Raw genomic sequence first — 26,158 nt, forward strand, 5'->3', positions numbered from 1 at the left:
ATTGAGGGCCTCCTTTCCGAGCACGTATGGGACCCGGAACCAGAATCCACCGGGCTGTGCAGGAAGGGGGGCCCGGCCCTCATAGAGTCAGCTCAACCACTCGAAGCGAAACGGGGAGGCTAGGCCCGGGGGTGACCTACCACGTCTCGATGCGGCAGCGGTCGCTCGGTCCGGCCTCGCGGATGCTCGGACCGTTGGTTCGGCGACACGATGCCGTTCGTTGCGCCGTCCGTCCGCGCTTGTCTCCTGCCCCTTTTCATTCTGCGCTGGGCTGCGGTGTGTCGCCTCCCTTGTTACTGCGTCGCTGCTCGGTTGCTGTGGCTGGACATCTGAGGCACCCGACAGTCCTTCACGACGATGAGTTCCCGAAGCAGCAGCCCCCGCACACGGCCGTCACTCGGCCGGACCGCCCACGGGCTACGTCGGCGGCGGTTTCGGGATGGTTCACCCATCCGACGAGTTCGGCGCGGGCTGCGCGGACCAGATCCAAGGTGGAGCTGTGGTAGGTACAGGCGAGGGCCCGGTTGATCTGTTCGAGTGAGACGAAGGGACTGGGCCCCACAGAATTCGCCCGGTGTGGGGATCAGTGTCTGCGGGGCGGGACGCACCGGCCCTGACAAGGACGAGCGAGAGGCTGATGCGCGATGGGGCACGGCGGAAATGTGATCGAGGAATTGATGGCCGACCACCGGGAGGTCGAAGAGATCTTCGCCCGGATCCAATCCATGACCGGCCAGGGTCAGGAGCTGCGTGATGTTGTGGACGAGGTCACCATCGAGCTGGTGCGACACTCGGTCGCCGAGGAGCAGTACCTGTACCCGGCGGTGCGCGAGCACGTCGAGGACGGCGACCGGATCGCGGACAAGGAGATCGCCGATCACAGTCGTGTGGAGAATCTCCTCAAGGAGTTGGAGAAGACGAACGCCGACGACCCCCACATGAGCCCGCTGCTGCAGCAGCTCATGGGGGAGGTGGCCGACCACGTCGAGGACGAGGAGAACAACCTCTTCCCTCTGCTGCGCCAGGCCTGTTCCTCCGAGATGCTCGGCGATCTCGGGGAGAAGATCCGGCGGGCAAAGGCCATGGCTCCGACGCGCCCGCACCCCGCCGCCCCCGACACTCCGCCCGCGAACAAGCTCCTCGCCCCGGGCGCCGGCCTGGTCGACCGGGCCCGTGACTTCGTCACTGGCCGCGGTAAATCCTGACAGGCCACCCCGCACCCCCGCCGACCGCAAGCGGCCGATACATCACCGAAGGCTAGGTCACCTGAACGACTTCACAGGCTGCCCTGCTCGCAGACACGGCGGGCAACCTCGCGGAGTTTGATGTTGTTTTCCTGGGAGTAGCGGCGCAACACGTCGAAGGCTTGCTCTTCGGTGAGGTGGTGTCCTCCCATGAGGATGCCCATAGCCTCCCCGATGGCGTGGCGGGTGGCGACGGCCTGGTGCATCTGGGCATCGGTCCGAGCGCTGGAGAAGGCGACCGCGGCGTGCGAGGCCAGCAACCAGCCGGCCATCTCGCTGGCCTCGGTGAACGCTCCCGGTCGGCGGGAGTAGAGATTGAGCGCACCAAGGTCCTCGTCCTCGGTGTAGAGCAGGAACCCCATCATGCTGCCCCCGCCCAGTTCATGGGCCTTGGGGGCGTAAGAGGGCCAGCGTTGATGATTCTCGGTGAGGTCAGCGATGCGGAAAACCCGTTCGCCTTCCTGGCTATGGGCGGCGTCGAAGCAGGGGCCTTCGCCGAGATGCTCCTGGAGTTGGTCGCTGTCGCGGACGAGCCTGTCCGTGGGAGCCAGGGTCTGTACCCGCTTGCCCTGCAGGATGAGGATGCCGGCCGCGTCACAACCTTCTACCAGTTGGGTGGCCGAGTGGGTTACCCGCTCCAGAGTGTCGTTGACCGTCTTCTGGGCGAGCAGGTCTCGCGCCATGGAGGCCATCTGCTGCGCGAACGTAGGCCAGTCCATTCCGTCCTCCGTCTCACCAAAACTGGCATGCCCACTGCTCACGCCTGCCCGCTGCACGCGCATCCATCATCTGCCTTCACCTGACCTCTACCGCCTGGCAAGCGAGCCGGAGCGGTGGGTGGGCCACTCGGATGGCGGGACCGTCCTGAAAGCGCGCTGACGCGGAAGCCATGGCGAGACCACGGAATCCGGAGAGCTACACCGGGCGGGACCGGCCTGAGCCTTCTACGGTGGAGACGAGAGCAAGTCGGGTGGCACAGCGCAGCAGGATGGTAACTGTGAGCGACCTCACGGGCCCCAGTGCCGACACGATCATGCTTGAGTTGGTGCAGGCCTTTCACGAGCTGGCCCCCGAGGATCTACCTGAGCTGTTGCGGCGGCACTACTCGGCGCTGGGAATCACCGGCCTGACTGCCTATTGCGCCGACCTACGGCAGGAATACCTGATCGCTCTTCCCGGCAGCCAGGGCATTTCCGCTCAGCGCCTGCCGATCGATTCCAGCTTGGCGGGCTGGGCGTACCGGACCGTTTCGGTGCGTATCGCCGAGGGCGACGCACGCGCGCTGACCCTGTGGCTGCCCGTGGTAGACGGCGTTGAACGGATCGGTGTCCTGGGTGTTCAGGTCCCCAGCCTCGACGCCGCCATCTTGAATCGTTGCAGGGCGCTGGCTTCCCTCATCGCCTTCGTCCTGATCAGCAAGGGCACCCACAGCGACAGCTACGCCAACCTACAGCGCCAGCAGCCCATGGCGTTGGCCGCAGAGATGGTCTGGGCCTTTCTGCCGCCCAAGTCCATCGGCACGCCCTACGTCACTTCCAGCGCCATCCTGGAACCGGCATACAACCTGGGAGGCGACGCCTTCGACCATGCCCTGATGGGCGACGCCCTGCATGCCGCCGTCATTGACGCCATGGGCCATGACCTCTACGCGGGACTGACCTCTTCCGTGGCCCTGGCGGCCTGCCGCAACGCCCGCCGCAGCAAGGGGGAACTCCCCTCCATCATTAGCACGATGGACACCACTGTCCACGAGGCATTTCCCGACCGCTACGCGACCGGCGTGTTCATGCACCTGCAGCGCACCACTGGACAACTCGACTGGGCCAACTGCGGTCATCCCCCACCCATCCTCCTACGCCGCCACGACGTCATCCCCGGCGTCTTCGACAGCCCTCCCGAACTACCCCTCGGCTTGGGACCCGCCCATCCGGACATCCCCCGGCACATCCACTCCACGCAACTGGAACCCGGAGACCGTGTCCTGTGCTACACAGACGGCGTGACCGAAGCCCGGTCCTCAGACGGCGAGGCTTTCGGGGAAGAGCGATTCGTCAACTTCATCCTGCGCGCTACCGCCGCCGGAGAACCTGCCTTCGAAGTCTTGCGCCGTCTCGTGCACGCCATCCTCGACCACCAGCAGCATCGCCTCACAGACGATGCCACCGTCCTGCTCTTCGAATGGCACCCCGCAGGGGTGGCTACGCTGACATCCGGGATGTAAACGCCGGCCATCCGTCGTGGCCGAAGACGTGCTCAAGTTCGCTCAAGGTCCAGTCCTCGCTGCAGGCACCGCAACAGCTCATGGAAAAGGTAGCCGCTCACATCGAGGACGAGGAGAACAACCTCTTCCCGGTGCTGCACCGGGGCTGTTCCTCCGAGATGCTCGGTGATCTCAGAGAGCAGATCCGGCGGGCCAAGGCCATGGCTCCGACGCGCCCGCACCCCGCCGCCCCGACACTCCGTGAACTGGATCGAGGCCGAGTTCGCGGCCTTGCTCAACGGCACCGATCATCGCAGCCACGACGAGCAGAACGCAGCCATCGCCGCCTACGTCCGCTGGCGCAACGCCCGCACCGAGCCGAAGACGAATTTGAAAGACAACGGCTTCTCAGACCCAAGCCGAGCAGGCCGGCCACCCAGACCGACCCCGGACATCCAACCCGTCTCGCGAGGCGAGAAGCAGCGCACGGGAGCGAGGAGCAGGCTGGTAGTGGAGGTGGATTGCCGTGGCGCACAACGAAGCCATCTCGCCCGTTGCGGACGCTGCAGTACTGGAAACTCTGTTCCACCAGTCCCCCACAGGCCTGCTGATCTTGGACGCGGATCTGCGGATCCTGCGGATCAACCTCACCAGGCCGGTTCCGCACGAAGCGCCCTCCGAACAGGTCACGGGCCGACGCCTCACCGACATATACGACCTTTCCGCACCCGGTGAGGTGGAGGCGATGCTGCACGGCGTGCTGGAGAGCGGCGCTCCCGCGCAGGGGCAACTGGTGGGGGTGCGTCCGAAGGGCGCGCCGGGGCCGGAGTACCTGTTCTCCGTCTCGGCCTCTCGACTGGAAAGCCCGCAGGGGAGGATCTTGGGCGTACTGGCGGAGATGCTCGATGTCACGGAACGCGAGAAGGTGGCCGCCCGCCTGCGCGTCTTCAGCTCGGTGCGCGAGCACGTGGGACAGACCCTCGACGTGGTGGCCACCTGCGAGGAACTGGTGCAGGCAGTGGTGCCGGGCTTCGCCGACGTCGCCGTGGTGGAAGTGGTGGACGCAGTGATACGAGGCGAGGAACCTCCGCCGAGCCCTCTGGCACGGGAGGTGCCGCTGCGCCGTACCGCCTTCGCATACAGCGGTGGCGACGAGCAGCTCCACGCACATCCGGTGGGTGACGTGCGCGCCCTGCCCTTCCCGACGCCCTACGCCCAGACGCTGGCCGACCTCAAGCCCCGCCTCGTCGCCCTGGGCCCCGACACGCCCTGGCTGGCCACCGTCCCACAGCGCGGCCAGGCGATCCGCTCATCCGGCGCCCACAGCATGATCACCGCACCCCTGACGCTGCGCGGAACCGTGCTGGGGCTGCTGAGCCTGTACCGCACCGACGATGCGGACGCCTACGACACGGACGATGTCACCTTCGCCCTCGTAGTGGCCGCTCACACCGCGCTGTGCATCGACAACGCCCGCCGCTACACCCGCGAACACACCATCGCCCTGACGATCCAGCGCCACGCGCTGCCTCCCCGCCCTGCGACGGGGACCACGGTGGAAACGGCGCACATGCACGTGCCCTCCGAGGCGGGCGGGGGCGGCGGGTTCGACACCTTCACCCTGTCCGGCGCCCGCACCGCACTGGTGGTCGGCGACGTCGCAGGCCAAGGCATCGACGCGGCCACCACCCTGGGACAGATGCGGACCGCCACCCACTCCCTTGCCGCACTCGACCTGGAGCCCGACGAGCTCCTCGCACGCCTCAACGACACCGCCATAAGCCTGGCCCAGGAATACGCAGCTCTGCCGCCCGGCGACCCCATGCCGGCCACGGGAAGCTGCGTGTACGCGGTCTACGACCCGCTCGCCCAGACCTGCACCATCGCCCTGGCCGGCCACCCCCCACCCGTCATCGCCCATCCCGACGGGAAAACCGAGATCCTCGACCTGCCCAGCGGACCCCCCCTGGGCACCGCCGAGGGACCCCCCTTCGCCGCCACCACGATCTCCGTCGCCGACGGCAGCATCCTCGCCCTCTACACCGCACCCCTCCTGCACACCTCCCGATCCCCGGACACCCTCCGACAGGTACTGGCCCACCCCGACCGGCCACTGCAGGATCTATGCGACGACGTGCTCTACCGGCTGCGGAACGACACCCGCCACGGCGACGTCGTCCTCCTCCTCGCCCGCACCCACCCGTTCCCCGCCGACCAGGTCGCCGCGTGGCATCTCGACCACCACCCCAAAGCCGTCGCCACGGCGCGCACCCACGCCCAACACCAGCTCACCCTGTGGGAAGTGGACGAGGAAACCGCCTACACCACCGAAATGATCGTCAGCGAACTGGTCACCAACGCCGTCCGCTACGGCACCCCGCCCCTGCGGTTGCAGCTCATCAAGGACCGCACCCTCACCTGCGAGGTCCACGACAGCAATCCCACCGCACCACGGTTGCGCCACGCGAAGACCATCGACGAAGGCGGGCGCGGCCTGTTCATCATCGCCCAACTCGCACAACACTGGGGCGTCCGCTACTCCGCCGACGGCAAGACCGTCTGGTCCGAGCAGACTCTCTGACCACGCGATCAGCGCGTGAGGGGGCCGGGTCACGGCAACGCGACCCGACTACCCGACCAGTGGCGCGGTTTGGCCATGCGAACGGACAAGCTCGCCATCGCCTACCAGGCCGCCCTCCAGGCGTATTTCGCGCGGTATAGGGGCGGCACCCGCTCCCGCTCCTCCTCCAGGCTCCACGGGCCGCAGTTGGCCAGCACCGTCGTGACGCGCGGGTCGAAAGCGGCAGAGCGGAGGGCGTGATAGCCGCCGAGGCTCACGCCGGCGGCCGCGATCCGCGGGAGGTCGAGGGCGTCGCGGTCGTCCAAGGCGTCGAGCAGCGCGGACACAGCTTGCTCGTAGTCGTGCCGGATGCCCAGCTCGAAGCCGACCTCACCCTGACCTGGGCCATCCATGGAGAGGGTGGCCATCCTGCGGCTGAGGAAGTCCTCTTCCCACTACGGGAACTCTTCCTTGACGGATCCGGTGCCGGGTATGAGCAGGACGAGCGGCGGCCGGTCCGTGCCGCGGTCGTGATGCTCCTGGCGCGCTGGTGGTCTGGGTTGTGGCGCCCCGAGTGGTACTGCCCGGGGTCCGACCACTGGGCTGGAAACCGGGGTGTGTCGGTGATGGACGGCTCGCTACTTGCTGCTTCCAAGGTCTTGCCGTCGGCCTTCGTTCGTGCCCGGCTGGACGAGTTTGAAGACCATGCGGGCGGCGGTCCGGTGGACGGTGTGGCAGAGGCGCACGGCGGCCGGTTGGGGCCTGGGGGCTGGTGTCGTTGCCAGGCGCGGGAAGAGAGCCGTGGCGGTGGTCCGGTTGATGGCGGTGAGGGCGGAGGGGTTGAGGGTGGTGGTGTCGAGGCCGTTCGCGAAGTACTGGGCGGCGGCGGTGGGAGCGAAGGGCCAGTCGCTGCCGAAGAGGACGTGCCCGGGGCGGGCGAAGGCGAGGAGGGTGGGCAGGGCTGCGGGGCTGGAGGACAGGGCGGTGTCGAAGTAGAAGGCGGAAGTCGTCCAGGACGTCCAGGATGCTGCGGCCGGTCTCGCCGGCGATGGCGGCGGCCATGCGGTGGGAGGCGTAGGGGACGAAGCCGCCGACGTGGCTGAGGATGAACCGGATTCCGGGGTAGCGGCGCACGATGCCGTTGCGGACGAGCAGGTAGGCGGCGCGGGTGGTGTCGAGCAGAAAGTCGGCGGCGGACGGGGGGTGCCGTCGACGGGCGGTGCGGGTAGTTCGGCGGGGTGGACGAAGACCACGGTGCCGCGCTCGTCGAGGCACGGCCACAGGTCGTCCTGCCCGGCGCTGCCGAGGTAGCTGCCGTGGTTGTTGGCCAGCAGCACGACGCCGTCCGCAGCGAGTTCGTCCAGGGCGCGGGCGGCCTCGGCCGTCGCGGCGGCGGTATCGGGCATCGGCAGGGTGGCGAAGTGCCCGAAGCGGCCAGGGTGGTCGACAGCGAGAGCGGCTGCGTAGTCGTTGAGCCGCCGGGCGAGGCCGGCGGCCTCGGACGGCTTGTCGAGGAACCCGGTGCCGGGGGTGGAGACGGAGACGACGGCCGTTGCCGTACCGAGGAGGTCCATCAGCTCCAGGGCGGCGTCAGGTGTCCACTTGGGCAGGGCGCGGCCGCCCGCGTCGGCGATGCCTGCCGCGGCGAGGGCGTCTCGGTAGAAGGGCGGGAGGATGTGCTGGTGGACATCGATCCGGTGTGGCACTGCGTTCATGAAACGGCCTTCATCTCGGCTCCCATGCGGGTTGTTGAGAATCTTTCGAAACGGCCAAGGATGCCACCTTCCCCTCCGGCATGCGGATCTGCGTGATCGCCACGGTGTGGAGTGCCGCATTGAGCTGGCGGTCGCCGCACTGGGCATCTACCGCTGCAAGATTGACTATCTGATCGGCTGGAAGGCCCTGGAGGAGACGTTTGACGGGGACTTCCAGTTCAGGTCGTGGGCAGGGGCCGGGAGGCGATCTCCTGTGCTTCGGTGCGCGTCAGGCCGAACATGCGCAGTAGGCGGGCGGCCAGTTGATCGGTGACGCGCTCGGCATCGAGGTCAGGGCGGGTCTCCAGGAGGTGCAGCACTCCGAGCAGGGCGCCGCCGGTCATGGCGACGGCGGTATGGGGGTCGTCGATGTCCAGCCGCCCGCTGTCGGCGGCAGCCTGCAGGTCCCGCATCGCCTGCGGGGCCAGGCCGCCCTCGGAAGTCAGGTAGGGCATGCCCGTACGCACGAAGATCCTGGCCATCTGCGGGTGGGTGCGCTGCAGTCGGCCGGTCAGGCGGACGCTCGCGGCGAATACCTCCGCCGGGTCCTTCAGATCTCCTACGACGGAGTCCAGAAGGGCGCCGTGTTCTTCCAAGGTGAGAGCGACGGCGGCGTCGAACAGCTCGTCCTTGCTGGTGAAGTGGTTGTAGAAGGAGCCAAAGCCGACATCCGCCGCCTCGGTGATCTCCTGGATGCTCACGTCGGCCCGCCCCTGCTCGGCGAGAAGCCTCTGCGCGGCGGCGACCAGCGTGGCCCGGGTGCGTGCCTTGCGCCGATCCAGGCGGTTGGGCACCTGGCCGTTGGCCCTGCCCTGTCCGTCGATAGTCATCCCCACACCCTACCCATTGGTCATGATGATTTATTCATCAGTGATTGAAACACCTCTTGACGAGTTCTCCATCTGGACTGATTCTTTCATCACTAGTGACCGAAGGTTGCTCGCGGAAGCAGTTCGGTCGACGCTGTCCAGGACTCGGGAGAGCCGATGAGTATCCAGGTCGTCCGCACCTCAGACGGCTGGTGGGTGGAGAGCGGCACAGGATGGCTGCACCGCGTCGTCACCGATGCAGACACCACTGCCGGCCTGCTCGCCGACCGCTCCGCCGTGTGGGAGGCGGCCGCCCGCGCCGCGGCCGACCCAGACGCTGGGGTTTCCGCTGGAGAAGGGGAGCTGCTGTCGCCCGTCACCACCCCCTGCCGAGTAGTGGCGCAGATGGTCAACTACCGCTCTCACGCAGTGGACTCCGGATTCGACCCGGACACCGTCCCGCCCGCCTTCTTCCGCAAGGCTTCCGGGTCCGTCAACGGTCCCTACCAGGACATCGTGTGTCCACAGCACGTGCGGTTCCTGGACTACGAGGTCGAACTCGGCCTCGTGATGGGCGCGGACCTGCCGGTCGGCACCGAGGTCACCGACTCCGCCCTGCCGGAGTATGTCGCCGCGCTGGTCGTCGCCGACGACGTCAGCGCCCGCGACGTACAGCTGCCCAAGACCCAGTTCTACGAGTCCAAGTCGTACCCCACCTTCACCCCGCTCGGCCCCCGCCTGCTTCTGGTCGACGCCGACGACCTGGCCCGACTGCCAGACCTGCGGCTCACGTTGAAGGTCAATGGGATCACCCGACAGGACCACACCACCACCGACATGATCGTCCGGCCCGCGCGCGCACTCAGCCTGCTGGCCCGCTTCCAGACCCTGAAGCCCGGTGACGTCCTGCTCACCGGAACTCCCGGCGGCACCGCCCTCAAGTCCCCGGGCAAGCTCCTGGCCACGCTTGCCGCCCTGCTGCCCCCGCACAAGCGCTGGCAGAAGTTCTTCGCCCGCCAGCAGAAGAACCCCGACTACCTCAAGGACGGCGACGTCGTCACGGCCCGCATCGCGACCGACGACGGCGTCCTCGATCTCGGCGAGCAGCGCACGGTGGTGCGCGCCCGCTGACGACTCCCGGGATCCCCGCCCAGGACCGGCCGGCCCGGTTCCCCGTACCGGGCCGGCCGCTCACCCCATCCCTCACCCTGCAAAGGCGCACCGGTGACACTCACACCCACCGACCTGCTGTGGCCCACCTACGACAGTCCCGCGGACCTGCCTGCCATCGAGGCCGTCCCGCTGCACGAGCGCAGCCTGCCCGCCACCACCTACGACACCCTGCTCCGCGCCGCCCGCCTGTGGCCCGACCGCCCGGCCCTGACAGTCCTGCCCGGTGCCGCACACTTCCTGCGCCCCGCCACCGCGACCTTCGCGCAGCTGCGCGACCAGGTGCATCGCACCGCCAACCTGCTGCGCTCTCTCGGCGTCACCCGCCGCGACGCCGTGGCCCTGCTCTCGCCGAACACCGCAGAACTGCCCCCCGCGCTTCTGGCCGCGCAAGCCGCCGGTATCGCCGCCCCGGTCAACCCGGGCCTGGCGCCCGAACACGTCGAGCAGTTGCTGCGACGCGGCGGGGCAAGAGTGCTCATCGCCGCCGGTCCGCAGCTGGATGCGCAAGTGTGGGCCACAGCACGGCAGGTCGCCTCCGCTCTGCGCCTGGACGCCCTGCTGGCCCTGGCCCCCACCGCGGCCGACGGCCCCGCCCCGGCCCTGGAACCGGTCGAGGGCGTACGCGTGGGCTACCTCACGGAGCTGGCCGCGGCGCACCCGGCCGAGAAGCTGGTGGACATCAAGCCCCCGGCCGCCGACGATCTGGCGGCCTACTTCCACACGGGTGGCACCACCGGGACGCCCAAGCTCGCCGCGCACACGCACGCCAACGAGGTCGTCGATGCTTGGATGGTGGCTGCGAGCATCCCGCTGGACACGGACTCGGTGATGTTCGCGGCGCTGCCGTTGTTCCACGTCAACGCCCTGATCGTCACCCTGCTCGGCCCGCTGCTGCGCGGCCAGCGGGTGGTGTGGGCCGGGCCGTTGGGCTACCGCGATCCCAAGCTGTACGGGGTGTTCTGGAAGCTGGTGGAGCACTACCGCATCGCCGCCATGTCCGGCGTACCCACCGTGTACTCCGTCCTCGCACGCGTCCCCGTCGACGCGGACATCTCCAGCATGCGGTTCGCCGCCGTCGGCGCCTCCCCGCTACCGCCCGCCGTACGGGAGTCCTTCGAGGAACACACCGGCATCCCGCTGTGCGAGGGCTACGGGCTGACCGAGGCGACCTGCGCCTCCGCCCTGGGCCTGCCCGGTCACACCCGACCCGGGACCGTCGGTCGGCGCCTGCCCTACCAGCAGGTCAAGACCGTGCGAATCGACCCGGACACCGGCCAGTGGCACGACCTGCCGCCAGGCACCACCGGGGTGCTCGCCGTCAGCGGCCCCGTGGTCTTCGTCGGCTACGTCACCGAGCACACCGCCCACGGGCCGTGCCTGCAGACCGCTGGGAAGATCTGCGACGGCTGGCTGGAGACCGGCGACCTGGCCCGCATCGACGCCGACGGCTTCATCTGTCTCGCCGGCCGCGCCAAGGACCTGATCATCCGTGGGGGCCACAACATCGACCCCGCCGGAATCGAGGACGCCCTCCTCGCCCACCCCGAGGTCACCGCCGCCGCGGCGGTCGGCCGTCCCGACCCGCACGCCGGCGAGGTGCCCGTCGCCTACGTCACCCTCACCCCCGGCGCCCGCGTGGACCCCGCCGAGCTGCTCACCTGGGCCACCGAACGGGTCCCCGAGCGCGCCGCCGCCCCGCGAGAAGTGCTCGTGATCGACGCCATCCCGCTCACCGCCGTCGGCAAGCCCTACAAGCTCGGGCTGCGCCTGGACGCCACCCGCCGCGCGGTCCACGCCGAACTGGCCGCCCACGGCGCGGACTGCGACCCGGAACGGATCGTGTGCCGGCCGCACGACGGCGGTGTCCGCGTCGTGCTGCCCGCCCCCGTCGACGAGGCGGTACGGCGCAGGGTCACCGCAGCCCTTGACCGGTACGTCCTGCACTGGCAGTACGCCACCCAGCACGTCACCTGACCTGGGCCCCAGCGACCCGCTTCCGGATGGCAGCGAGCCATCCCTTCCGCACAGAGAGGACCTCCATGAGGACCACCACCATCGCCCTGGCCGTCGTCCTGGCCGGGATCTTCCTCCTGCTGGGGTCGGCCAAGCTCGCGGCAGTGCCCGCGATGCGCCAGGCCGCAGCCCACGTCGGCATGACCACCAGCCACTACCGCCTGCTGGGCGCTCTGGAGGCGGCGGCAGCGGCCGGGCTGCTGGCCGGCCTGCGGATCACCGCGCTCGGCGCCGCCGCCTCAGCAGGCCTGATCCTGCTCATGGCCGGAGCCGTCGTCGTACACCTGCGCAGCGGCGACCCGGCCGCCCGCTGCCTGCCGGCCGCCGTCATGGGCGCCCTGGCCGCAGCCCATCTCGTCCTTCTGGTCGGCGGCTAGCCGACCGCACACCCGTGGCCGACGCCGACGTGTCGTTGTGACCGCCCAGCCGCAGCCTGGGACCCAAGGAGCATCACCATGAGCCGCATCGACGTCCGCCAGCATCTGCCGCCTCTCGCCTCAGTACGCCGCCGACCGCATCATCGCCGCCTTGAACGCCGAGACCAGTCGGCCGAGGCTTCGAGGCATCCTCGAGGACCTGCGCGGCTTCTGATTGGACACCGCTGCGTCTGGCAAAGCCTCCGCGCTGCCCCGCCTGCCGGCCTTCACCCACCCCGACCGGGCGCTCTTCGGAACCGACCGGCCCTTCGCACTGGACTCGCCGTCGCTCACTTCACCAGCAAGTACGACCGCCACCCGGCCTCGACACTGTCGGCCACCGCGCCATCGACCGGGCAAACGCCCTCGCGCTGTTCCCCTGCCTCTCCTGAGCCGTCCCCACCCACTGGCCGTGAGCCGCGACACCCCACGGAGTAGCCATGAACGACATCGACGTCCCCGTCCTCATCGTCGGCGGAGGAGGTGCGGGACTCACCGCCTCCATGCTCCTCAGCCGCATCGGCATCGAATCCCTGCTGGTCACCGCCTGGCCCAGCACCTCGGTCCTGCCCAAGGCCCACGTCCTGAACCAACGTGCCATGGAGGTCATGCGCGACGTCGACGTGGCCGACACCATCTACGCCGCCTCCGCCCCGGCCGAGCAGATGTCCCACACCGCCTGGTACGTCGGCCTGGCCGGCGAGGGCGAGGACTGGGGCCGCCAGGTCGCCAAGATGGAGGCCTGGGGTGCAGGCGGCCACTCCCCGGAGTGGCTCGCGGCCAGCCCCGAGCGGCAGGCCAACCTGCCCCAGATCCGTCTGGAGCCGGTCCTGCGCGCCCGTGCCGAGGAACTCGCGCCTGGCCGGGTTCGATTCCACCACGAGCTGACCGAACTCGCCCAGGACAACGAGGGCGTCACCGCTACCGTCACCGACCGCGACACCGGCGAGAGCTACCGGGTGCGGGCCCGTTACCTGTTGGGCTGCGACGGCGGCCGCACCGTCGGTCCCGCTGTAGGCATCGTGCAGGAGGGCGTGCGCAACCTCGCCCGCGTGGTCTCCTTCCACCTCTCCGCCGACCTCTCCCAGGTGGCGGCCGACCCCGATGTGCTGATCCGTTGGCTGTGGTTGCCCAAGCTGGGCATCCCCGGCGTTCTCGTGCCCATGGGCCCCGACCACTGGGGACCCGCGTCCGAGGAGTGGGTCTTCCACCTCAACTACGGGCCCGAAGACGACCGCGCGCTGGACGACGAGTCCGTGCTGGCCGACCTGCGCAGCGCGCTGGGGCTGACCGAGCAGCAGATAACGGTCCACATGATCTCCCGCTGGTCCCTGGAGGGCGTGGTCGCCGACCGCTACCGCTCCGGCCGCGTCCTGATCGCTGGCGACGCCGCCCACCGACACCCGCCCACCGGCGGCCTCGGGCTGACCTCGGCCATACACGACGTCCAAAACCTCACCTGGAAGGTCGCCGCCGTCCTGAACGGCCAGGCCGGCGACACCCTGCTGGACACCTACGAGGCCGAGCGGCGCCCGTCGGACGCCGCCAACGTCCAGCGCTCGCTGGAGAACGCCATGAACCACATTGCGATCAACACCCTCTTCGGCGGCGGGCCGCAGGCCGACGAGAAGGAGAACTGGCGGCAGGCCCGCCGCCTGTGGAGCGAGGACCCCGCCGACACCGACTTCCGCCGCACCTTCCTGGCCACCGTGGCCGCCCAGTCCATGGAGTTCAACGAACTGGGCATCGAGTTCGGCTACACCTACGACTCCGCGGCGATCGTCCCCGACGGCACTCCCGCCCCCGAGAACCCCGACCCCATCCGCCTCTACAAGCCCGCCGCCCGCCCCGGACACCCGCTGCCCCACGCCTGGCTGGAAGATCTCGACGGCAATCGCCTGGCCCTGGCCCGCCTGGTCCGCCCCGGCCGCTTCCTGCTGATCGCCGGGGAGGACGGCCAGGCCTGGTGCGAGGCCGCCGAGAAGGTCGCCGCACAGAGCGGGCTGCCGCTGGACGCGATCCGTGTCGGCCACCTCGACGGCGACTACCGCGACCTGCGCTCTACCTGGACCGCCGCACGCGGGCACACCCCGCGAGGCGCCGTCCTGGTGCGCCCTGACCGCTTCATCGGCTGGCGCGCCCAGGACGAGGCCACCGACCCGCTCGCCGAACTCACCACCGCGCTGAACACCGTGTTCGCACGGTAGGGGCCCCTCACTCACCCGCCGCCCCCGCCCGGCCCGCCGACCGCTGTCGCACCAGACGAGCCGGGCATCCCCACCGCCACCCAGCCCGCACCCGCCACCACTGCAACCGGTCGCGGGAGCCGCCGGAAGGGAATCCGCCATGAACGACCCCGAACCCACCCCCGTCTCCACGGCCGACGCCCACCAGGGCCTGCACAGCGAACAGGGCGCTCTGCGCGGGGAACACCCCGGCCGCGCGGCCCAACCCGTCATCAAGGTGGTCGACCTGGCATGGCTCGAGTTCACCAAGCCCGACCTGGACCGCGCCGAGACCTTCGCCCACGACTTCGGCTTCACCACCGCCGCCCGTACCGACGACACCCTCTACCTGCGCGGTGCCCTGGCCGGCACCCACTGCCTGGTGATCCGCCGCGGCCCTGCCTCCCGGTTCGTCGGACCCGTCTTCCAGGCCGCCGACGCCGCCGACCTCGACCGCCTGGCCCGCGCCACCGGACACGAGGTCCGACCCCTCACCGAGCACGGCGGCGGCCGCGTCGTGGACCTGCTCGACCCCTCCGGCATCCCGGTCCGCGTCGTACACGGCGTCGCCGAGCAACCCGCACGCCCTGTGCAGCAGCCCCTGGTCTTCAACACCGGCGCCACCGCCGCCGCCCGGGTCAACGCCACCCAGCGTCCGCCCCGCAAGCCCGCTCAAGCGGAGCGCCTGGGCCACCTCGTGCTTTCCACTCGCGTCTTTCACCGCGCCTTGGACTGGTACCTGCAGCACCTGGGCCTGATCGTCAGCGACTTCCTCTACCTGGACGGGCAGCGCGACCGCGGCCCCACCATGGCCTTCATCCGCTGCGACCGCGGCAGCGAACCGGCCGACCACCACACCCTGGCCATGCACCTGGGCCCGGACAACGGCTACGTCCACTCGGCCTACCAGGTCGCTGACCTTGACGCGCTGGCGGCCGGCGGTGAGTACCTGCGCGAGCGCGGCTACCGCCACTCCTGGGGCATCGGCCGGCACATCCAGGGCAGCCAGATCTTCGACTACTGGCGCGACCCGGACCGCTTCATGCTGGAGCACTTCACCGACGGCGACCTCTTCGACAACACGCTGGAACCTGGCTGGGCCGCCATGTCCGCCTCCGGTCTGGCCCAGTGGGGCCCGCCTGCCAGCCGGGACTTCCTCGGCACCTCCCCCTCGCCCGGCATGCTCTTCCAGGCGATCTCCGCGCTGCGCGAGGACAACGAAATCGACCGCACCCGTCTGCTGGGGCTGATGAAGGCGCTGAACTCGTGACCGCCACCGCCCCCGAGCACGTGCCCGTCGCGGTGATCGGTGCCGGGCCCACCGGGCTGACCGCCGCCACCCTCCTCGCCCGCCACGGCGTGCCCACCCTGGTCTTGGAGCGCCACCGCGCCCCGTATCCGCTGCCGCGCGCCGTCCACCTGGACGACGAGGTGCACCGCATCCTCCAAGCCGTGGGCATCCATGAGACGTTCAGTGAGATCACCCGCCCCGCCCGCGGTATGCGGCTGCTGGACGGCTCCCATCGGGTGCTGGCCGAGTTCCTGCGCGACAACCCGTGCGGCCGGCACGGCTTTCCCCAGGCCAACATGTTCGACCAGCCCGAACTCGAGCAGCTGCTCCGGGACAACCTCACAAACCACCCGCGGGTGACGCTGCGCGGAGGCATCGAGGTCACCGCCGTGACTGCGCCCCCGCACAGCGGCGCTCCGGTGAAGGTGTCCTTCCGGGACGAGGACACCGGTGTCTCCCACACGCTCCTGGCCGACGCGGTCCTGGGATGCGACGGCGCCAACAGCCTGGTCCGCGCCTCCATCGGCTCCCGGATGCAGGACCTCGCCACCGCCCATCAGTGGCTGGTCGTCGACATCCGCTGCCGCCGGCCGCTGCCTGCCTGGGACGGCGTCCACCAGATATGCGACCCGCAGCGGGCGGCCACCTACATGCGGGTGGGCGAGGACCGCTACCGCTGGGAGTTCCGCCTGCGCGCGGGCGAGCAGCCGCAGGAGCTCACCGACCGCAAGCGTCTGCTCGAGCTGATCGCCCCCTGGACGCCGGGCATCTCCGAGGACGAACTGCACGTCCTGCGCACCGCCTCCTACACCTTCCGTGCCCAGGTCGCCGACCGCTGGCGCAAGGGCCGCATCTTCCTGCTCGGTGACGCCGCCCACCTCACGCCGCCCTTCATCGGCCAGGGCATGGGCTCGGGTCTGCGTGACGCCCACAACCTCGCCTGGAAGCTCGCCCGTGTCCTCACCGGACGGGCGAACGAGGTTCTGCTGAACACCTACCAGGTCGAACGCCGCCGCCACGCGCGGCAGCTGATCCGCACCGCCGTAAATATCGGCGTCCTCATGACCGGGGGTGGAACGGGCACCGCACTGGCCCGCAATGCCGTCCTGCCCGCCATCGCCCGCCTGCCAGGTGCCTCCGGTCTCGTGCTGTCCGCCGTCAGCCCGCCGCTGAGGCCGGGCCCCCTGGTCAGCTCCCGCCGCCGCCTCGGCCACCCGCGTCCCGGGACCCTGTGTCCCCAGCCCCTGATCCCCGGCAGCGACGGCAGCCAACGCCCGCTGGACGACCTGCTCGGCGAAGACTTCGCGCTCCTGACCGCCGCACCGCTCAGCCCAGCCCTGCACGCGCTGGTGCGGGCGCTGGACGTCCGCGTCATCCACCTGCACGACCCCCGGCGACCGGAGCCCGGCACAGGCGGCGCCGACCTTGGTGCCGATCCGGGCACCACCGCGCTGGTCCACTGGATGGGCACCGCAGGCGCTGTCCTGCTCCGTCCCGACCGGGTCGTCCTCGCCACCGCGGCCCGGCCCCGCCTCAGCAGGACGTGCGGAGACGACCTCGCGGCGGCCGTAACGGCCTGGGCTCCCATGCTGTGCAGCCGCGGCCGGGCAGCAGGGGGCGTCATCACCGCTAATTAGCCGTCCGGGTGCGGCGTGGGCGTGCTCGGCCCGTCGGATAGTGGCTGCTCGGCCCAGATGGCCTTGCCGTCCCCGGTGTGGCGGGTGCCCCAGCGGTCGGTCAGCTGGGCGACGAGCAGCAGCCCGCGTCCGCCCTCGTCCGTGGTGCGCGGGTGGCGCAGGTGCGGGGCGGCGGGGTTTCGGTCGGTCACCTCGCAGATCAGGGCCCGGTCGCGGATGAGGCGCAGTTGGACGGTGCCGCCCGCGTAGCGGATGGCGTTGGTGACCAGCTCGCTGACCACCAGCTCGGTGGTGAGCGCCAGCTCGGACAGACTCCAACTGGCCGACTGCCGCTCGGCCAGGGTACGGGCCGTGGCCACGATCGCCGGATCACGGGGGAACGTCCAGGACGCCACCTGCCCCTCGCCCAGGACACGGGACAGGGCGATCAGCAACACCACGTCCTCGTCCGGTCGTCCAGCCAGTTCGGAGTAGATCGCCGCGTCGCAGATTGCCTGCACGGAGGAACCGGGACGGGCCAGAATCCCCATCCACCGACCGATGCCTGTGGATGACGCTTGGGAAAATGAAGAAGTGCGTTGTGACCTGCAATGATGGGAGTTCTTCACGCTTCCAGCACGCACAATTCACTGATGAACCACGTAGCAGTTGTCACCCCCGCAGCACGTCAGCGGTTGGCTAGCGACTGATGCCGAGCGCCGACAGCACCACTGCGTCGATGTAGCGGTGTATGAAGGCGGCATCTACCTCCACGTCCTCCAGCAGACATCGGGTGACCACGGCGCCGAGCATCATGTGCAGCAGGAGGTTGGCTGCAGGCACGGCAGCTTCTATCTCCTCGCGGCTGGCGGCTCGCCCCAGCAGCTGCCGCACTCCGGTGAGCTCGGGCTCAATCATGTGCTGGCGCATGGTCTCCGCGAGGTCGGGATTAATGGCGGAGGCATGGGCCAAACCCCGGATCAGCGGTACATCCACGGCCGAGCCGTCGCCGATGCGATCGGCGAGCTCGTGCAGGTCGCCGGTGAGCGAACCGGTGTCGATGTTCTCGACGTGGACTTCCTTCGTGCGCTTGAGCGCGGTCGCGACCAGCTTCTGCTTGCTCCTCCATCGGCGGTAGAGGGTCGCTTTGCTGCAGCGGGTGCGGACGGCGACCGCGTCCATCGTCAGGGCGTCGTACCCTACCTCGCACAGCAGGTCGATCACTGCGCCGTACAGCTCCTGTTCCCGTTCGGGCGTCAGTCGAGTACGGCGCGCCGGTGCGCTTGAGTCCGCGGTCACTTCCGTACTCCGTCTCTCGCCCCTGCGAAACTGCTTCGCATCCAATCCGACAAGGTGGCGTTGCCCGCCGAAACTGATGCGTTTCGAGGGGTTGGTCTCGACCACTCGGTCGCAGCTTCTGTGACTCGTGTGCGCAGTTTCTATACCGACCATGTTGAGGAGGGGCTGGCACACAGCCCGAGTGTTTTACTCCTCTAGCCCTCGCGCATGGCAGACGCCGTAGGCCTTGCCCAGGCCTACCAGCGCTGCGGGTAAACGGCCTTGACGCAAGCGCCGCTGCGGGCGGGAGGTCTCAGCGGGGCAGCGGGACAGCCACGGGTTCCGCCTGTCCGTCCCATGTCACCCAGACCTCGCCTGGGAGTGGGTGTCCGAATGTGGGAACCATCAGGAACTGCACCGACTCGCCGGGCCGTACCGTTGCGTTCTCTGGCACGTTGCGCACGATCGCCGTCGTCCGGTTGCGGTCCAGATGCACTCCGGTGGCCGTCTCCGCACCCCCGTTGCGCAGCAAGTAGGCGTGCTTCCCCCGGCGCTGCAGGTCCCATCCCACCGCGGGACGGCCCGACAACTCAGGCGTCGCGAGCGGTTGCGGAGGCGTCGTGGCGTTCTGCGCCTGCGCGAGCAACTTCAGAGCCTTGGACAGGCCCTCCTCCACAGCGATTGCTCTGCGCTCGGCCGCCTCGACCTGTGCCTGACCGGCGATGTTTGCTTCCTCGGCAATTTCCGCTTGCCTCTGCGCGTCGCGGCGCGTGACGAGAGAGATCACCATGGTGATCACGATGCCGACCCAGGTGGCGATGTTTCCAGCTTGCATGGCTACCACGGCGGGAGGGGCATCCCGCCTTCCTTCTTGCTGTTACTGATCTTCAAAGCACGGTCGTGCGGTGACGGGCTGTCTGCCGTCAGCCCGTCGTGGCTTCTCCTGCCGTGGTGAAGCGGGCCACGGCCGAACGGCTGGAAGCGCCGTCAGGCCCAGGCGACGGCGTCCTCGATGGGCACGCGGGGCAGCCGCGGGAACCACGGGTCGGCACCGGGGTGACCGATGTTGACCACCAGATGCGAACACCAGCTGGTACCGGCGAAGAACTCCTCGTCCACGCCGGCTTTGTCGAAGCCCGCCATGGGACCGGCCGCGAGTCCCGCCGCACGTACCGCGAGCAGGAAGACCCCGGTCTGCAGTGCCGAGCTGTAGGCCGCGAGGTTCTCGCGCGTCTCGACCTGGTGGGCGAACGCCGCTCGCAGCATGTCGCCGCGGGCCGGGAAGACGGTCGGCATCTGCTCGTGGAAGTCGACGTCGTACGCCAGGACCGCCACGGCCGGCGCACTGAGCGTCTTGGCCCTGTTGCCCTCGTCGAGATGCCGAACCAGTCGCTCCTTGCCCTCGCGGGTGCGCACGAAGAGCACGCGCAGAGGCTGACTGTTGGCAGCGCTCGGCGACCAGCGGGCGAGTTCCCAGATCATGGCGAGTTCGTCGTCGTAGACGGCCTTTGCGGCGAAGGCGTTCGCGGTGCGGGCCTCGGTGAACAGCAGCTTTCGCCCGGCGTCGTCCAGGACATCGAGGGCCTGCGGTTCGCGGTCGGTCTTGCTCACGGTTTCTCTCTTACTTGGATGTGCGGATGGTGTGGTGCCGGGGCGGGATCTCCGTCTCGGCACCACTCGGGGAACAGGGTTTGCGGAGCCGGGCGGGGCACAGAATCCCGGTGCTGTCGCCTGGGCTTGTGGGCCCCTTGCCGGAGGTCATGTGTGGTGCGTTGACCGCTTGCTCCGTTCGGCGCCCAACCTGGCGAAGACGTCGATGAGTTCGGGGTTGTCGAGTGCCGCGGGGTTGAGGACCTGCCCGGCGGGGGCGCCCTGAAGCAGGCGTTTGACGGGAACCTCGAGCTTCTTGCCGGTCTTCGTGTGCGGGATGGCCGGCACGGCGACGATCTCGTCGGGGACATGGCGGGGTGAGGCGCCGGTGCGGATCGCTTCGCGGATCCGGTCGCGCAGGGCGTCGTCCAGGGTGACGCCGGGTGCGGGGACGACGAACAAGGGCATCCAGTAGCCGCCGTCGGGTTCCTCCGCACCGATGACGAGGGCCTCGGTGATCTCGGGGAGGCGTTCGACGATGTCGTGGATGTCGGCACTGCCCAGGCGCACACCGTTGCGGTTGAGGGTGGCATCGGAGCGGCCGTGGACGATCACCGAGCCGTGGGAGGTGAGGGTGATCCAGTCGCCGTGCCGCCACACGCCCGGGTAGGAGGCGAAGTAGGCGTCGCGGTAGCGGCTGCCGTCGGGGTCGTTCCAGAAGTACAGGGGCATGGACGGCATGGGGCGGGTGACGACCAGTTCGCCGACCTGATCCAAGACCGGCCGTCCCGCGTTGTCGTACGCCGCCAGTGCCACGCCGAGGTTGGGAACGGACAGCTCTCCCGCCCAGACGGGGGTGGTGGGGGCGCTGCCGGCGAAGCCGGAGACGACGTCGGTGCCGCCGCTGGTCGAGGCCAGCTGGACGCCGGCACCCACATGGTCACGGACCCAGGGATAGGCGGAGGCGGGCAAGGTGGAACCGGTGCAGCCGATGACACGGATGGCCGACAGGTCGTGGGCGGTGGGTTCGATGCCCAGCTTGGCCATGGCCAGCAGGTACTGGGGGCTGGTGCCGAAGACGGTGACCTTGTGGCGTGCCGCCAGCTCCCACAGGATGTCCGGACGCCCGATCGGCGCCGGGCTGCCGTCATAAGTGCAGGTGGCGGCGCCGGTCAGCAGGGTGGAGACGACCAGGTTCCACATCATCCAGTGGGTGGTGGTGTACCACATCAGGCGGTCCCCGACGCCCAGATCGCAGTGCAGCCCGAGGATTTTGAGGTGCTCGAGCAGGACCCCGCCGTGCCCGTGGACGATGCCCTTGGGCAGGCCGGTGGTGCCGGAGGAGAAGACGACCCACAGAGGGTGGTCGAACGGCACCGGGGCGATGGTGAGGTCCTCGGTGCGGGTGGCCGCGTCCCCCCAGGGAACCGTCAGCGCCGAGTGCCCGCCCTCGGGCCATGCGAGGCCCAGGTGATCCGCGAGCACCGTGGCCTTCAGTGTGGGCAGGGCTCGGGCCAGTTCGAGCGAGGAGGCGCGGCGGTCGTGAGTGGTGCCGTTGAAGAGGTAGCCGTCCGCGGTGATGAGCACCGTCGGTTCGAGCTGGGCGAAGCGGTCGGCGGCGGCCTTCGGGGCGTAGTCCTGGCCGCACACCGACCACACCGCGCCCAGGCTGACGGTGGCGAGGAAGGCGATGACGGCGTGGGGGGTGTTGGGCAGGTAGCCCACCACCCGGTCGCCCATTCCTACGCCCAGGTCGCGCAGGGTGGCCGCGACGGAGGCGACCCGGGCGCGCAGCTGCCGGCCCGTGATCTCGTAGGAGGCGCCGGTCTCGTCCAGCGCGGTGATCGCGGGGGCGTCCGGGTGCAGGTTGCGCAACGCGTGGTGGGCGTAGTTGAGGGTGGCGCCGGGAAACCAGCGGGCTCCGGGCATGGTGTCCTGGGCCAGTACCCGTTCGTATCCAGTTGTCGCATCGATGGCGAAGTACTCCCACACCGCGGCCCAGAACCCTTCCAGGTCGGTGACGGACCAGCGGTGCAGGGCCTCGTAGTCGGTGGGGTCCTGGATCCCTTCGGCGCCATGCCGGGCCGCCCAGCGGGCGAAGTCCGCGATGCGGCTGTGGGCGGCCGCGTTCGGGTCGGGGGCCAGGAAGGGCTCCGGATACGGCGCGGGGTGCGGGGCGGTCATGGTGTGGTGCTCCTGGGCGAGGGGACGGGCCGGGCATGGGCGGGACGATGGGCCGTGCGCAGCAGCGGTGCCCAGGCGGCGGTGCCCGTGAAGTCGCCGGCGCCGGCGGGGACGGTGTCCATCACAACGCGGTCGGGGCGCAGCAGGACGGCGTCCGCCCGGCCGCGTGCCAGCCAGGCGGCCACGGTGCCTTCGTCCCTCAGGTCCTCGACGCGGATCACTGGTGCGCCCAGTGCCGCGGCCACGGCCGTCACCTGCGGGGTGGGCGGCACGGTGGTCAGGACGGTGAAGGAGTCCCCCAGGACGTCATCGAGGCGCACCCGCCTGCCGTCGACGATCACCCAGGGCTGGGGGCAGAAGGTGCCGGCCAGTACGCGGCCGATCAGCCGGGGGCGGCATCGCACCAGGGGGCCCACGGTCAGGGCGGGGCTGAGGTCGCGGCTGACCGTCGCGGTCACGCCGGGGATGCGGCAGGCTGCGCCCACGAGGGCCCGGCGGAGCGCCGCGGCACGGTCCTGTCCGCCGGTCATGGCCCAGCCGACGGCGACCGCGAGGCGGATCACGTGGCGTGCGTGCGGTTTGCGTTCGCGCTCGTAGGTGTCCAGCAGCTCTTCGTCTGCGCCCTGTTGAAGGACCTGGGCGAGTTTCCAGGTCAGGTTGTGGGCGTCGCGCAGGCCGGCGCACAGGCCCTGCCCGATGAAGGGCGGGGTGAGGTGGGCTGCGTCGCCGAGCAGGAAGATGCGACCCCTGCGCCACCGGTCGGCGAGGCGGGCGCGGAAGGTGTACTGCGCCTGCCGGATCACCTCGAAGTCGTCGCCCGACGCGTTACGCGGCAGGTCCACCCAGGGGGCGACCAGGTCGCGCAGGCGCTCCAGCCCGTCCGGGCCGTCCAGGCGCTCGTCCTCGGGCAGCCTGAACTCCCAGCGGTAGCGGTCTTCGCCGACCCGCATGAAGGTGGCCGGCCGGGTCGGGCAGCAGATCTGCTCGACGCCTTCCCAGGTGCGCACCCGGCGGCTGGTGCGCACGTCGATGACCCTCCAGCTCTCCTCGAAGTGCAGGTCCTCCCATACGGCGCCGATGGCGTCGCGGGTGAGGCTGCCCGCACCGTCGCAGCCGAGAACGGCATCGGCCCACACGTGCTCCTCCTCGTCGCTGCCGTCGCGGCGGAAGGTGACCCGGACCGGACCCGTCGAACCGGTTGTTCCGTCGGTGTCCTGGGTGACGGACACGACTTCCACCCCGCCCTGCAGCTCGCATTCCGGGCGGCGCGCCAGGGCGTCGCGCAGGAGGCGTTCCAGCTCGGGCTGGTCGAACATGCTGGTCTGGGGGAAGCCGTGGTGTCCGTGCGGGGACCGCGGGAGTTCGCCGATCAGGCGGTGCCGGGCGTCCAGCAGCCGCAGCCCGCGGGCCGGGCGGGCGCGGGCGGCGAACTCCTCGTGGATGCCGGCGCTTTGCAGGATCCGGCGGATTTCGTCGTCCATGGCGACGGCGCGTGGCAGGGGGTAGATGTCCTGGTGGCGTTCCAGGACGAGGCTGCGCACGCCGTGCCGGGCGAGCAGGAGCGCGGCCGTGACTCCCACAGGTCCCGCACCGATAATCACCACCGGTCTCCTGGATGCGGCGCTCATGGGGCGTCCGTCACAGCGGTCCGCTGCTCGCCAAGGTCGATCCGCCCGTCCGGGGTGGCGATCGTGGCGGTGATGAGGTCACCGTTGCGCAGGTAATGGGGGTTCTTGGCCTGGCCGTTGAAGAAGGCCTTCCATTTCAATGCGGGCGGCAGCAGCGCGGCGATCTTCTCGACCGGCTTGGGCGGGGCCTTGAGGGCGGTGCCCCCGGGCGTGCCGGTAAGCAGCAGGTCGCCCGCATCGAGAGTCTGGAAGCAGGCGAGCAGGGTGAGCGCTTGGGCCGGCCGTACGATCATGTCGGCGAGCGTGCGGTCCTGGCGCGGCTCGCCGTTGACCGACAGCCGCAGCCGCAGGTTGAGCAGATGGGCGAAGTCCTCGGGCTCCAGCAGGACGAGGTAGGGCCCGGTCGGGGTGAAGGTCGGGTAGGACTTGCTCTCGTAGAACTGGGTCTTGGTCAGCTGGACGTCGCGAGCGCTGACGTCGTTGGTCAGGACGAGCCCGGCGACGTAGTGCGGCAGGTCCCGCTCCTCGACGACCGTGCCCACCGGCAGGGGGGCGCCCATGACGAGGCCGAGTTCCACCTCGTAGTCGAGGAACTTCACGTGCGCGGGGCGCACGATCGTGTCGTGCGGGCCGCTGACCGAGCCGGACGCCTTACGGAAGAAGGTGGGCGGGATCTCGCCGGTGAAGCCCGAATCGCGGGCGTGACTGCGGTAGTTGACCATCTGGGCGACGACCCGGCAGGGGGTGGTGACCGGAGGCAGGACCACCAGGTCGGCGACGGGCGTGCCGCTCTCGGCCGAGGCGGCGGCGTCACGGACAGCGGCCCGGTCGGCGAGCAGTTCGGCGGTGGTGACCGCCTTGGACTCGATACGGACGGCGCGCTCGTCCCGGACGACCCACCAGCCGTCGGTGGTGCGCAGAACGTTGGTGCTCATGAGTTCATCGCTTTCATCAGGCCCAGCAGGCGTGCGGGGTCGAGTTCGTTGTCGCCGCGCAGGGCCGACATGACCTCGCGGAGCTTGGCGGGGGGCGGGTTCGTGCCCAGGAAGTCCCGGGTGACCGGCGGGCCCCACTGGGCCAGGCCGCTCGCCGACATCGGCGCCCAGCCGGGCTCGAGGTCGCAGGAGAACAGGTCGCCGTCGGCGAAGTGCTCCAGCATGAAGCGGTCGGGGTCGCGCCAGTAGTCGAACAGCTGACTGCCCTGGATGTGCCGGCCGATCCCCCAGCTGCGCTGGTAGCCGCGCTCGGCCAGGTATTCACCGCCGGCGGCGATCGCGTCGAGGTCGGTGACCTGGTAGGCGGAGTGGACGTAGCCGGTGCCGGGCCCCAGGTGCATGGCCAGTGTGTGGTGATCCACGGCCGTGCTGCCCTGGTCGCAGCGGATGAACGCCATGGTCGGCCCGCGCCCGCGCTGCCCGTCCAGGAACAGGAAGTCGGACGCGATCAGCCCGAGGGTGTCCAGGTACCAGTCCAGGGCCCGCAGGAACACGCGTGTCTCCAGCACCACGTGACCGAGCCGCTGGATGCGCGAGGGCTCGCGGGGCGGTCGCTGGGTGGCGTTCGTGCGGCGGTGCTCGGTGCCGACATTGAGGATCAGCGGCTGCTGCTCGGACAGAGCCGGCAGCTGTTCGGCGCAGTACACGACCCGGACCGGGAAGCCCGAGGGATCGAGCAGGGCGACCGATTGCCCGCCACCGGGGACGTCGATGTCCCGGACGGTATTGCCGGCGGCGCGGGCCAGCCGGTCCAGGTCGCCGCGCTCGGCGGCGCGGAAGGCCGGCCCGATGAAGCGGGACGCGCGCCCGCGCCGGATGACCATGCACGGTGAGCCCGCGAACGTACCGCGCAGCCACAGCTCCTGCTCGGTGCGGGCGGCGATCGCGAACCCGAAGTCACGGGCGAACACCTCGGCCCGGTCCAGATCCGGCTTCTCGAACTCCAGCCAGGCCAGATCCGCCACCTTGATCACGGGATTCCGGGCCCGTCCGGGATGCTCGCCGCGCAAGGCGCCCTGCTCGCTGTGGAGATCTTGGTGGGGCGTCTGGGGAGCGGCCCTGTCAACGGGGGTTCGAAACATGATGCCCTCCAAGCAACACTGCTGTAATGAGGAAATCATCAACTTTGTCGATCCTCATCGTCAATAGAGCGAGGCCAAATAATTGATGATCTCATCAGTA

General features: G+C 69.8%; 20 protein-coding genes and 1 pseudogene. 9 read left to right on the plus strand and 12 right to left on the minus strand.

Features of this window, described 5'->3' with window-relative positions:
- Window positions 1–644 precede the first annotated feature (644 nt).
- Window positions 645–1,205, plus strand: a complete 561-nt coding sequence (locus ABZ904_RS30790) for a hemerythrin domain-containing protein (RefSeq protein WP_361004666.1) — start codon at window positions 645–647, stop codon at window positions 1,203–1,205.
- Between the two features lie 71 nt (window positions 1,206–1,276).
- Here the strand turns inward: ABZ904_RS30790 and ABZ904_RS30795 are convergent, their stop codons facing one another.
- Window positions 1,277–1,963 carry a GAF and ANTAR domain-containing protein gene (locus tag ABZ904_RS30795; RefSeq protein WP_361004663.1) on the minus strand — a complete coding sequence of 229 codons (687 nt, stop codon included), beginning with the start codon at window positions 1,961–1,963 and terminating at the stop codon, window positions 1,277–1,279.
- Window positions 1,964–2,232: 269 nt separating this feature from the next.
- On the opposite strand from ABZ904_RS30795, the gene ABZ904_RS30800 reads away from it, so the two are divergent.
- Both ABZ904_RS30800 and ABZ904_RS30805 read left to right on the plus strand, forming a co-directional pair.
- Window positions 2,233–3,465 carry a PP2C family protein-serine/threonine phosphatase gene (locus ABZ904_RS30800; protein ID WP_361826982.1) on the plus strand — a complete coding sequence of 411 codons (1,233 nt, stop codon included), beginning with the start codon at window positions 2,233–2,235 and terminating at the stop codon, window positions 3,463–3,465.
- A 505-nt stretch (window positions 3,466–3,970) separates the two neighbouring features.
- Window positions 3,971–6,025 (plus strand): SpoIIE family protein phosphatase, encoded by a 2,055-nt coding sequence (locus ABZ904_RS30805; protein WP_361826896.1) that lies wholly within the window; start codon window positions 3,971–3,973, stop codon window positions 6,023–6,025.
- Between the two features lie 101 nt (window positions 6,026–6,126).
- On the opposite strand, the pseudogene ABZ904_RS30810 reads toward ABZ904_RS30805, so the two are convergent.
- The 3 genes and pseudogenes from ABZ904_RS30810 to ABZ904_RS30820 all read right to left on the minus strand — a co-directional run.
- Window positions 6,127–6,435: pseudogene (locus ABZ904_RS30810) on the minus strand (alpha/beta fold hydrolase); the annotation flags it as partial.
- 207 nt (window positions 6,436–6,642) lie between these two features.
- Complete coding sequence (locus ABZ904_RS30815) at window positions 6,643–7,719, minus strand: amidohydrolase family protein (protein WP_361004658.1); 1,077 nt, start codon at window positions 7,717–7,719, stop codon at window positions 6,643–6,645.
- Between the two features lie 218 nt (window positions 7,720–7,937).
- Entirely contained in the window at window positions 7,938–8,588 is a 651-nt protein-coding gene (locus tag ABZ904_RS30820; RefSeq protein ID WP_361004655.1) for a TetR/AcrR family transcriptional regulator, read from the minus strand.
- 156 nt (window positions 8,589–8,744) lie between these two features.
- Here ABZ904_RS30820 and ABZ904_RS30825 point away from each other — a divergent pair, with 156 nt between their 5' ends.
- The 6 genes from ABZ904_RS30825 (at window position 8,745) to ABZ904_RS30850 (ending at window position 17,322) form a co-directional block, all read left to right on the plus strand.
- The gene (locus ABZ904_RS30825) at window positions 8,745–9,698 is read left to right on the plus strand and encodes a fumarylacetoacetate hydrolase family protein (RefSeq protein WP_361004652.1); all 954 of its coding nucleotides are present in this window, start codon (window positions 8,745–8,747) and stop codon (window positions 9,696–9,698) included.
- 93 nt (window positions 9,699–9,791) lie between these two features.
- On the plus strand, window positions 9,792–11,714 hold the full coding sequence (locus ABZ904_RS30830) for an acyl-CoA synthetase (RefSeq protein ID WP_361004650.1): 1,923 nt from the start codon (window positions 9,792–9,794) through the stop codon (window positions 11,712–11,714).
- A gap of 65 nt (window positions 11,715–11,779) precedes the next feature.
- Window positions 11,780–12,130 (plus strand): DoxX family protein, encoded by a 351-nt coding sequence (locus tag ABZ904_RS30835; protein ID WP_361004647.1) that lies wholly within the window; start codon window positions 11,780–11,782, stop codon window positions 12,128–12,130.
- 479 nt (window positions 12,131–12,609) lie between these two features.
- Entirely contained in the window at window positions 12,610–14,376 is a 1,767-nt protein-coding gene (locus ABZ904_RS30840; RefSeq protein ID WP_361004644.1) for an FAD-dependent monooxygenase, read from the plus strand.
- 139 nt (window positions 14,377–14,515) lie between these two features.
- Entirely contained in the window at window positions 14,516–15,664 is a 1,149-nt protein-coding gene (locus tag ABZ904_RS30845) for a VOC family protein (RefSeq protein WP_361826902.1), read from the plus strand.
- Complete coding sequence (locus tag ABZ904_RS30850; RefSeq protein ID WP_361826905.1) at window positions 15,661–17,322, plus strand: bifunctional 3-(3-hydroxy-phenyl)propionate/3-hydroxycinnamic acid hydroxylase; 1,662 nt, start codon at window positions 15,661–15,663, stop codon at window positions 17,320–17,322. Before ABZ904_RS30845 ends, ABZ904_RS30850 begins: the two co-directional genes overlap by 4 nt.
- On the opposite strand, the gene ABZ904_RS30855 is transcribed toward ABZ904_RS30850, so the two are convergent.
- The 8 genes from ABZ904_RS30855 to ABZ904_RS30890 form a co-directional block, all read right to left on the minus strand.
- The gene (locus ABZ904_RS30855) at window positions 17,319–17,822 is read right to left on the minus strand and encodes an ATP-binding protein (RefSeq protein WP_361826908.1); all 504 of its coding nucleotides are present in this window, start codon (window positions 17,820–17,822) and stop codon (window positions 17,319–17,321) included. The genes ABZ904_RS30850 and ABZ904_RS30855 overlap by 4 nt on opposite strands.
- A 178-nt stretch (window positions 17,823–18,000) precedes the next feature.
- The gene (locus tag ABZ904_RS30860) at window positions 18,001–18,600 is read right to left on the minus strand and encodes a TetR/AcrR family transcriptional regulator (protein ID WP_361001844.1); all 600 of its coding nucleotides are present in this window, start codon (window positions 18,598–18,600) and stop codon (window positions 18,001–18,003) included.
- A 292-nt stretch (window positions 18,601–18,892) separates the two neighbouring features.
- The gene (locus ABZ904_RS30865) at window positions 18,893–19,414 is read right to left on the minus strand and encodes a hypothetical protein (RefSeq protein ID WP_361826911.1); all 522 of its coding nucleotides are present in this window, start codon (window positions 19,412–19,414) and stop codon (window positions 18,893–18,895) included.
- 152 nt (window positions 19,415–19,566) lie between these two features.
- Window positions 19,567–20,190: a malonic semialdehyde reductase gene (locus ABZ904_RS30870; protein ID WP_361826914.1), complete on the minus strand. Its 624-nt coding sequence runs from the start codon at window positions 20,188–20,190 to the stop codon at window positions 19,567–19,569.
- 147 nt (window positions 20,191–20,337) lie between these two features.
- Window positions 20,338–22,353 (minus strand): acetoacetate--CoA ligase, encoded by a 2,016-nt coding sequence (locus ABZ904_RS30875; protein ID WP_361826917.1) that lies wholly within the window; start codon window positions 22,351–22,353, stop codon window positions 20,338–20,340.
- Entirely contained in the window at window positions 22,350–23,981 is a 1,632-nt protein-coding gene (locus tag ABZ904_RS30880) for a bifunctional 3-(3-hydroxy-phenyl)propionate/3-hydroxycinnamic acid hydroxylase (RefSeq protein ID WP_361826920.1), read from the minus strand. The genes ABZ904_RS30875 and ABZ904_RS30880 overlap by 4 nt, the downstream gene beginning before the upstream one ends.
- The gene (locus ABZ904_RS30885) at window positions 23,978–24,916 is read right to left on the minus strand and encodes a fumarylacetoacetate hydrolase family protein (RefSeq protein ID WP_361826923.1); all 939 of its coding nucleotides are present in this window, start codon (window positions 24,914–24,916) and stop codon (window positions 23,978–23,980) included. The genes ABZ904_RS30880 and ABZ904_RS30885 overlap by 4 nt, the downstream gene beginning before the upstream one ends.
- Entirely contained in the window at window positions 24,913–26,058 is a 1,146-nt protein-coding gene (locus tag ABZ904_RS30890) for a VOC family protein (RefSeq protein WP_361826926.1), read from the minus strand. The genes ABZ904_RS30885 and ABZ904_RS30890 overlap by 4 nt, the downstream gene beginning before the upstream one ends.
- Between the last annotated feature and the right edge of the window lie 100 nt (window positions 26,059–26,158).

This window comes from Streptomyces sp. NPDC046900 (assembly GCF_040644975.1).
Lineage (GTDB): Bacteria > Actinomycetota > Actinomycetes > Streptomycetales > Streptomycetaceae > Streptomyces.

Bases quoted from the DNA above. Each gene is read 5' to 3' on its own strand.
- ABZ904_RS30790 (WP_361004666.1), top strand. From the start codon at position 645: ATGGGGCACGGCGGAAATGTGATCGAGGAATTGATGGCCGACCACCGG.
- ABZ904_RS30795 (WP_361004663.1), bottom strand. From the start codon at position 1,963: ATGGACTGGCCTACGTTCGCGCAGCAGATGGCCTCCATGGCGCGAGAC.
- ABZ904_RS30800 (WP_361826982.1), top strand. From the start codon at position 2,233: ATGGTAACTGTGAGCGACCTCACGGGCCCCAGTGCCGACACGATCATG.
- ABZ904_RS30815 (WP_361004658.1), bottom strand. From the start codon at position 7,719: ATGAACGCAGTGCCACACCGGATCGATGTCCACCAGCACATCCTCCCG.
- ABZ904_RS30820 (WP_361004655.1), bottom strand. From the start codon at position 8,588: ATGACTATCGACGGACAGGGCAGGGCCAACGGCCAGGTGCCCAACCGC.
- ABZ904_RS30825 (WP_361004652.1), top strand. From the start codon at position 8,745: ATGAGTATCCAGGTCGTCCGCACCTCAGACGGCTGGTGGGTGGAGAGC.
- ABZ904_RS30835 (WP_361004647.1), top strand. From the start codon at position 11,780: ATGAGGACCACCACCATCGCCCTGGCCGTCGTCCTGGCCGGGATCTTC.
- ABZ904_RS30840 (WP_361004644.1), top strand. From the start codon at position 12,610: ATGAACGACATCGACGTCCCCGTCCTCATCGTCGGCGGAGGAGGTGCG.
- ABZ904_RS30845 (WP_361826902.1), top strand. From the start codon at position 14,516: ATGAACGACCCCGAACCCACCCCCGTCTCCACGGCCGACGCCCACCAG.
- ABZ904_RS30865 (WP_361826911.1), bottom strand. From the start codon at position 19,414: ATGCAAGCTGGAAACATCGCCACCTGGGTCGGCATCGTGATCACCATG.
- ABZ904_RS30875 (WP_361826917.1), bottom strand. From the start codon at position 22,353: ATGACCGCCCCGCACCCCGCGCCGTATCCGGAGCCCTTCCTGGCCCCC.
- ABZ904_RS30880 (WP_361826920.1), bottom strand. From the start codon at position 23,981: ATGAGCGCCGCATCCAGGAGACCGGTGGTGATTATCGGTGCGGGACCT.
- ABZ904_RS30885 (WP_361826923.1), bottom strand. From the start codon at position 24,916: ATGAGCACCAACGTTCTGCGCACCACCGACGGCTGGTGGGTCGTCCGG.
- ABZ904_RS30890 (WP_361826926.1), bottom strand. From the start codon at position 26,058: ATGTTTCGAACCCCCGTTGACAGGGCCGCTCCCCAGACGCCCCACCAA.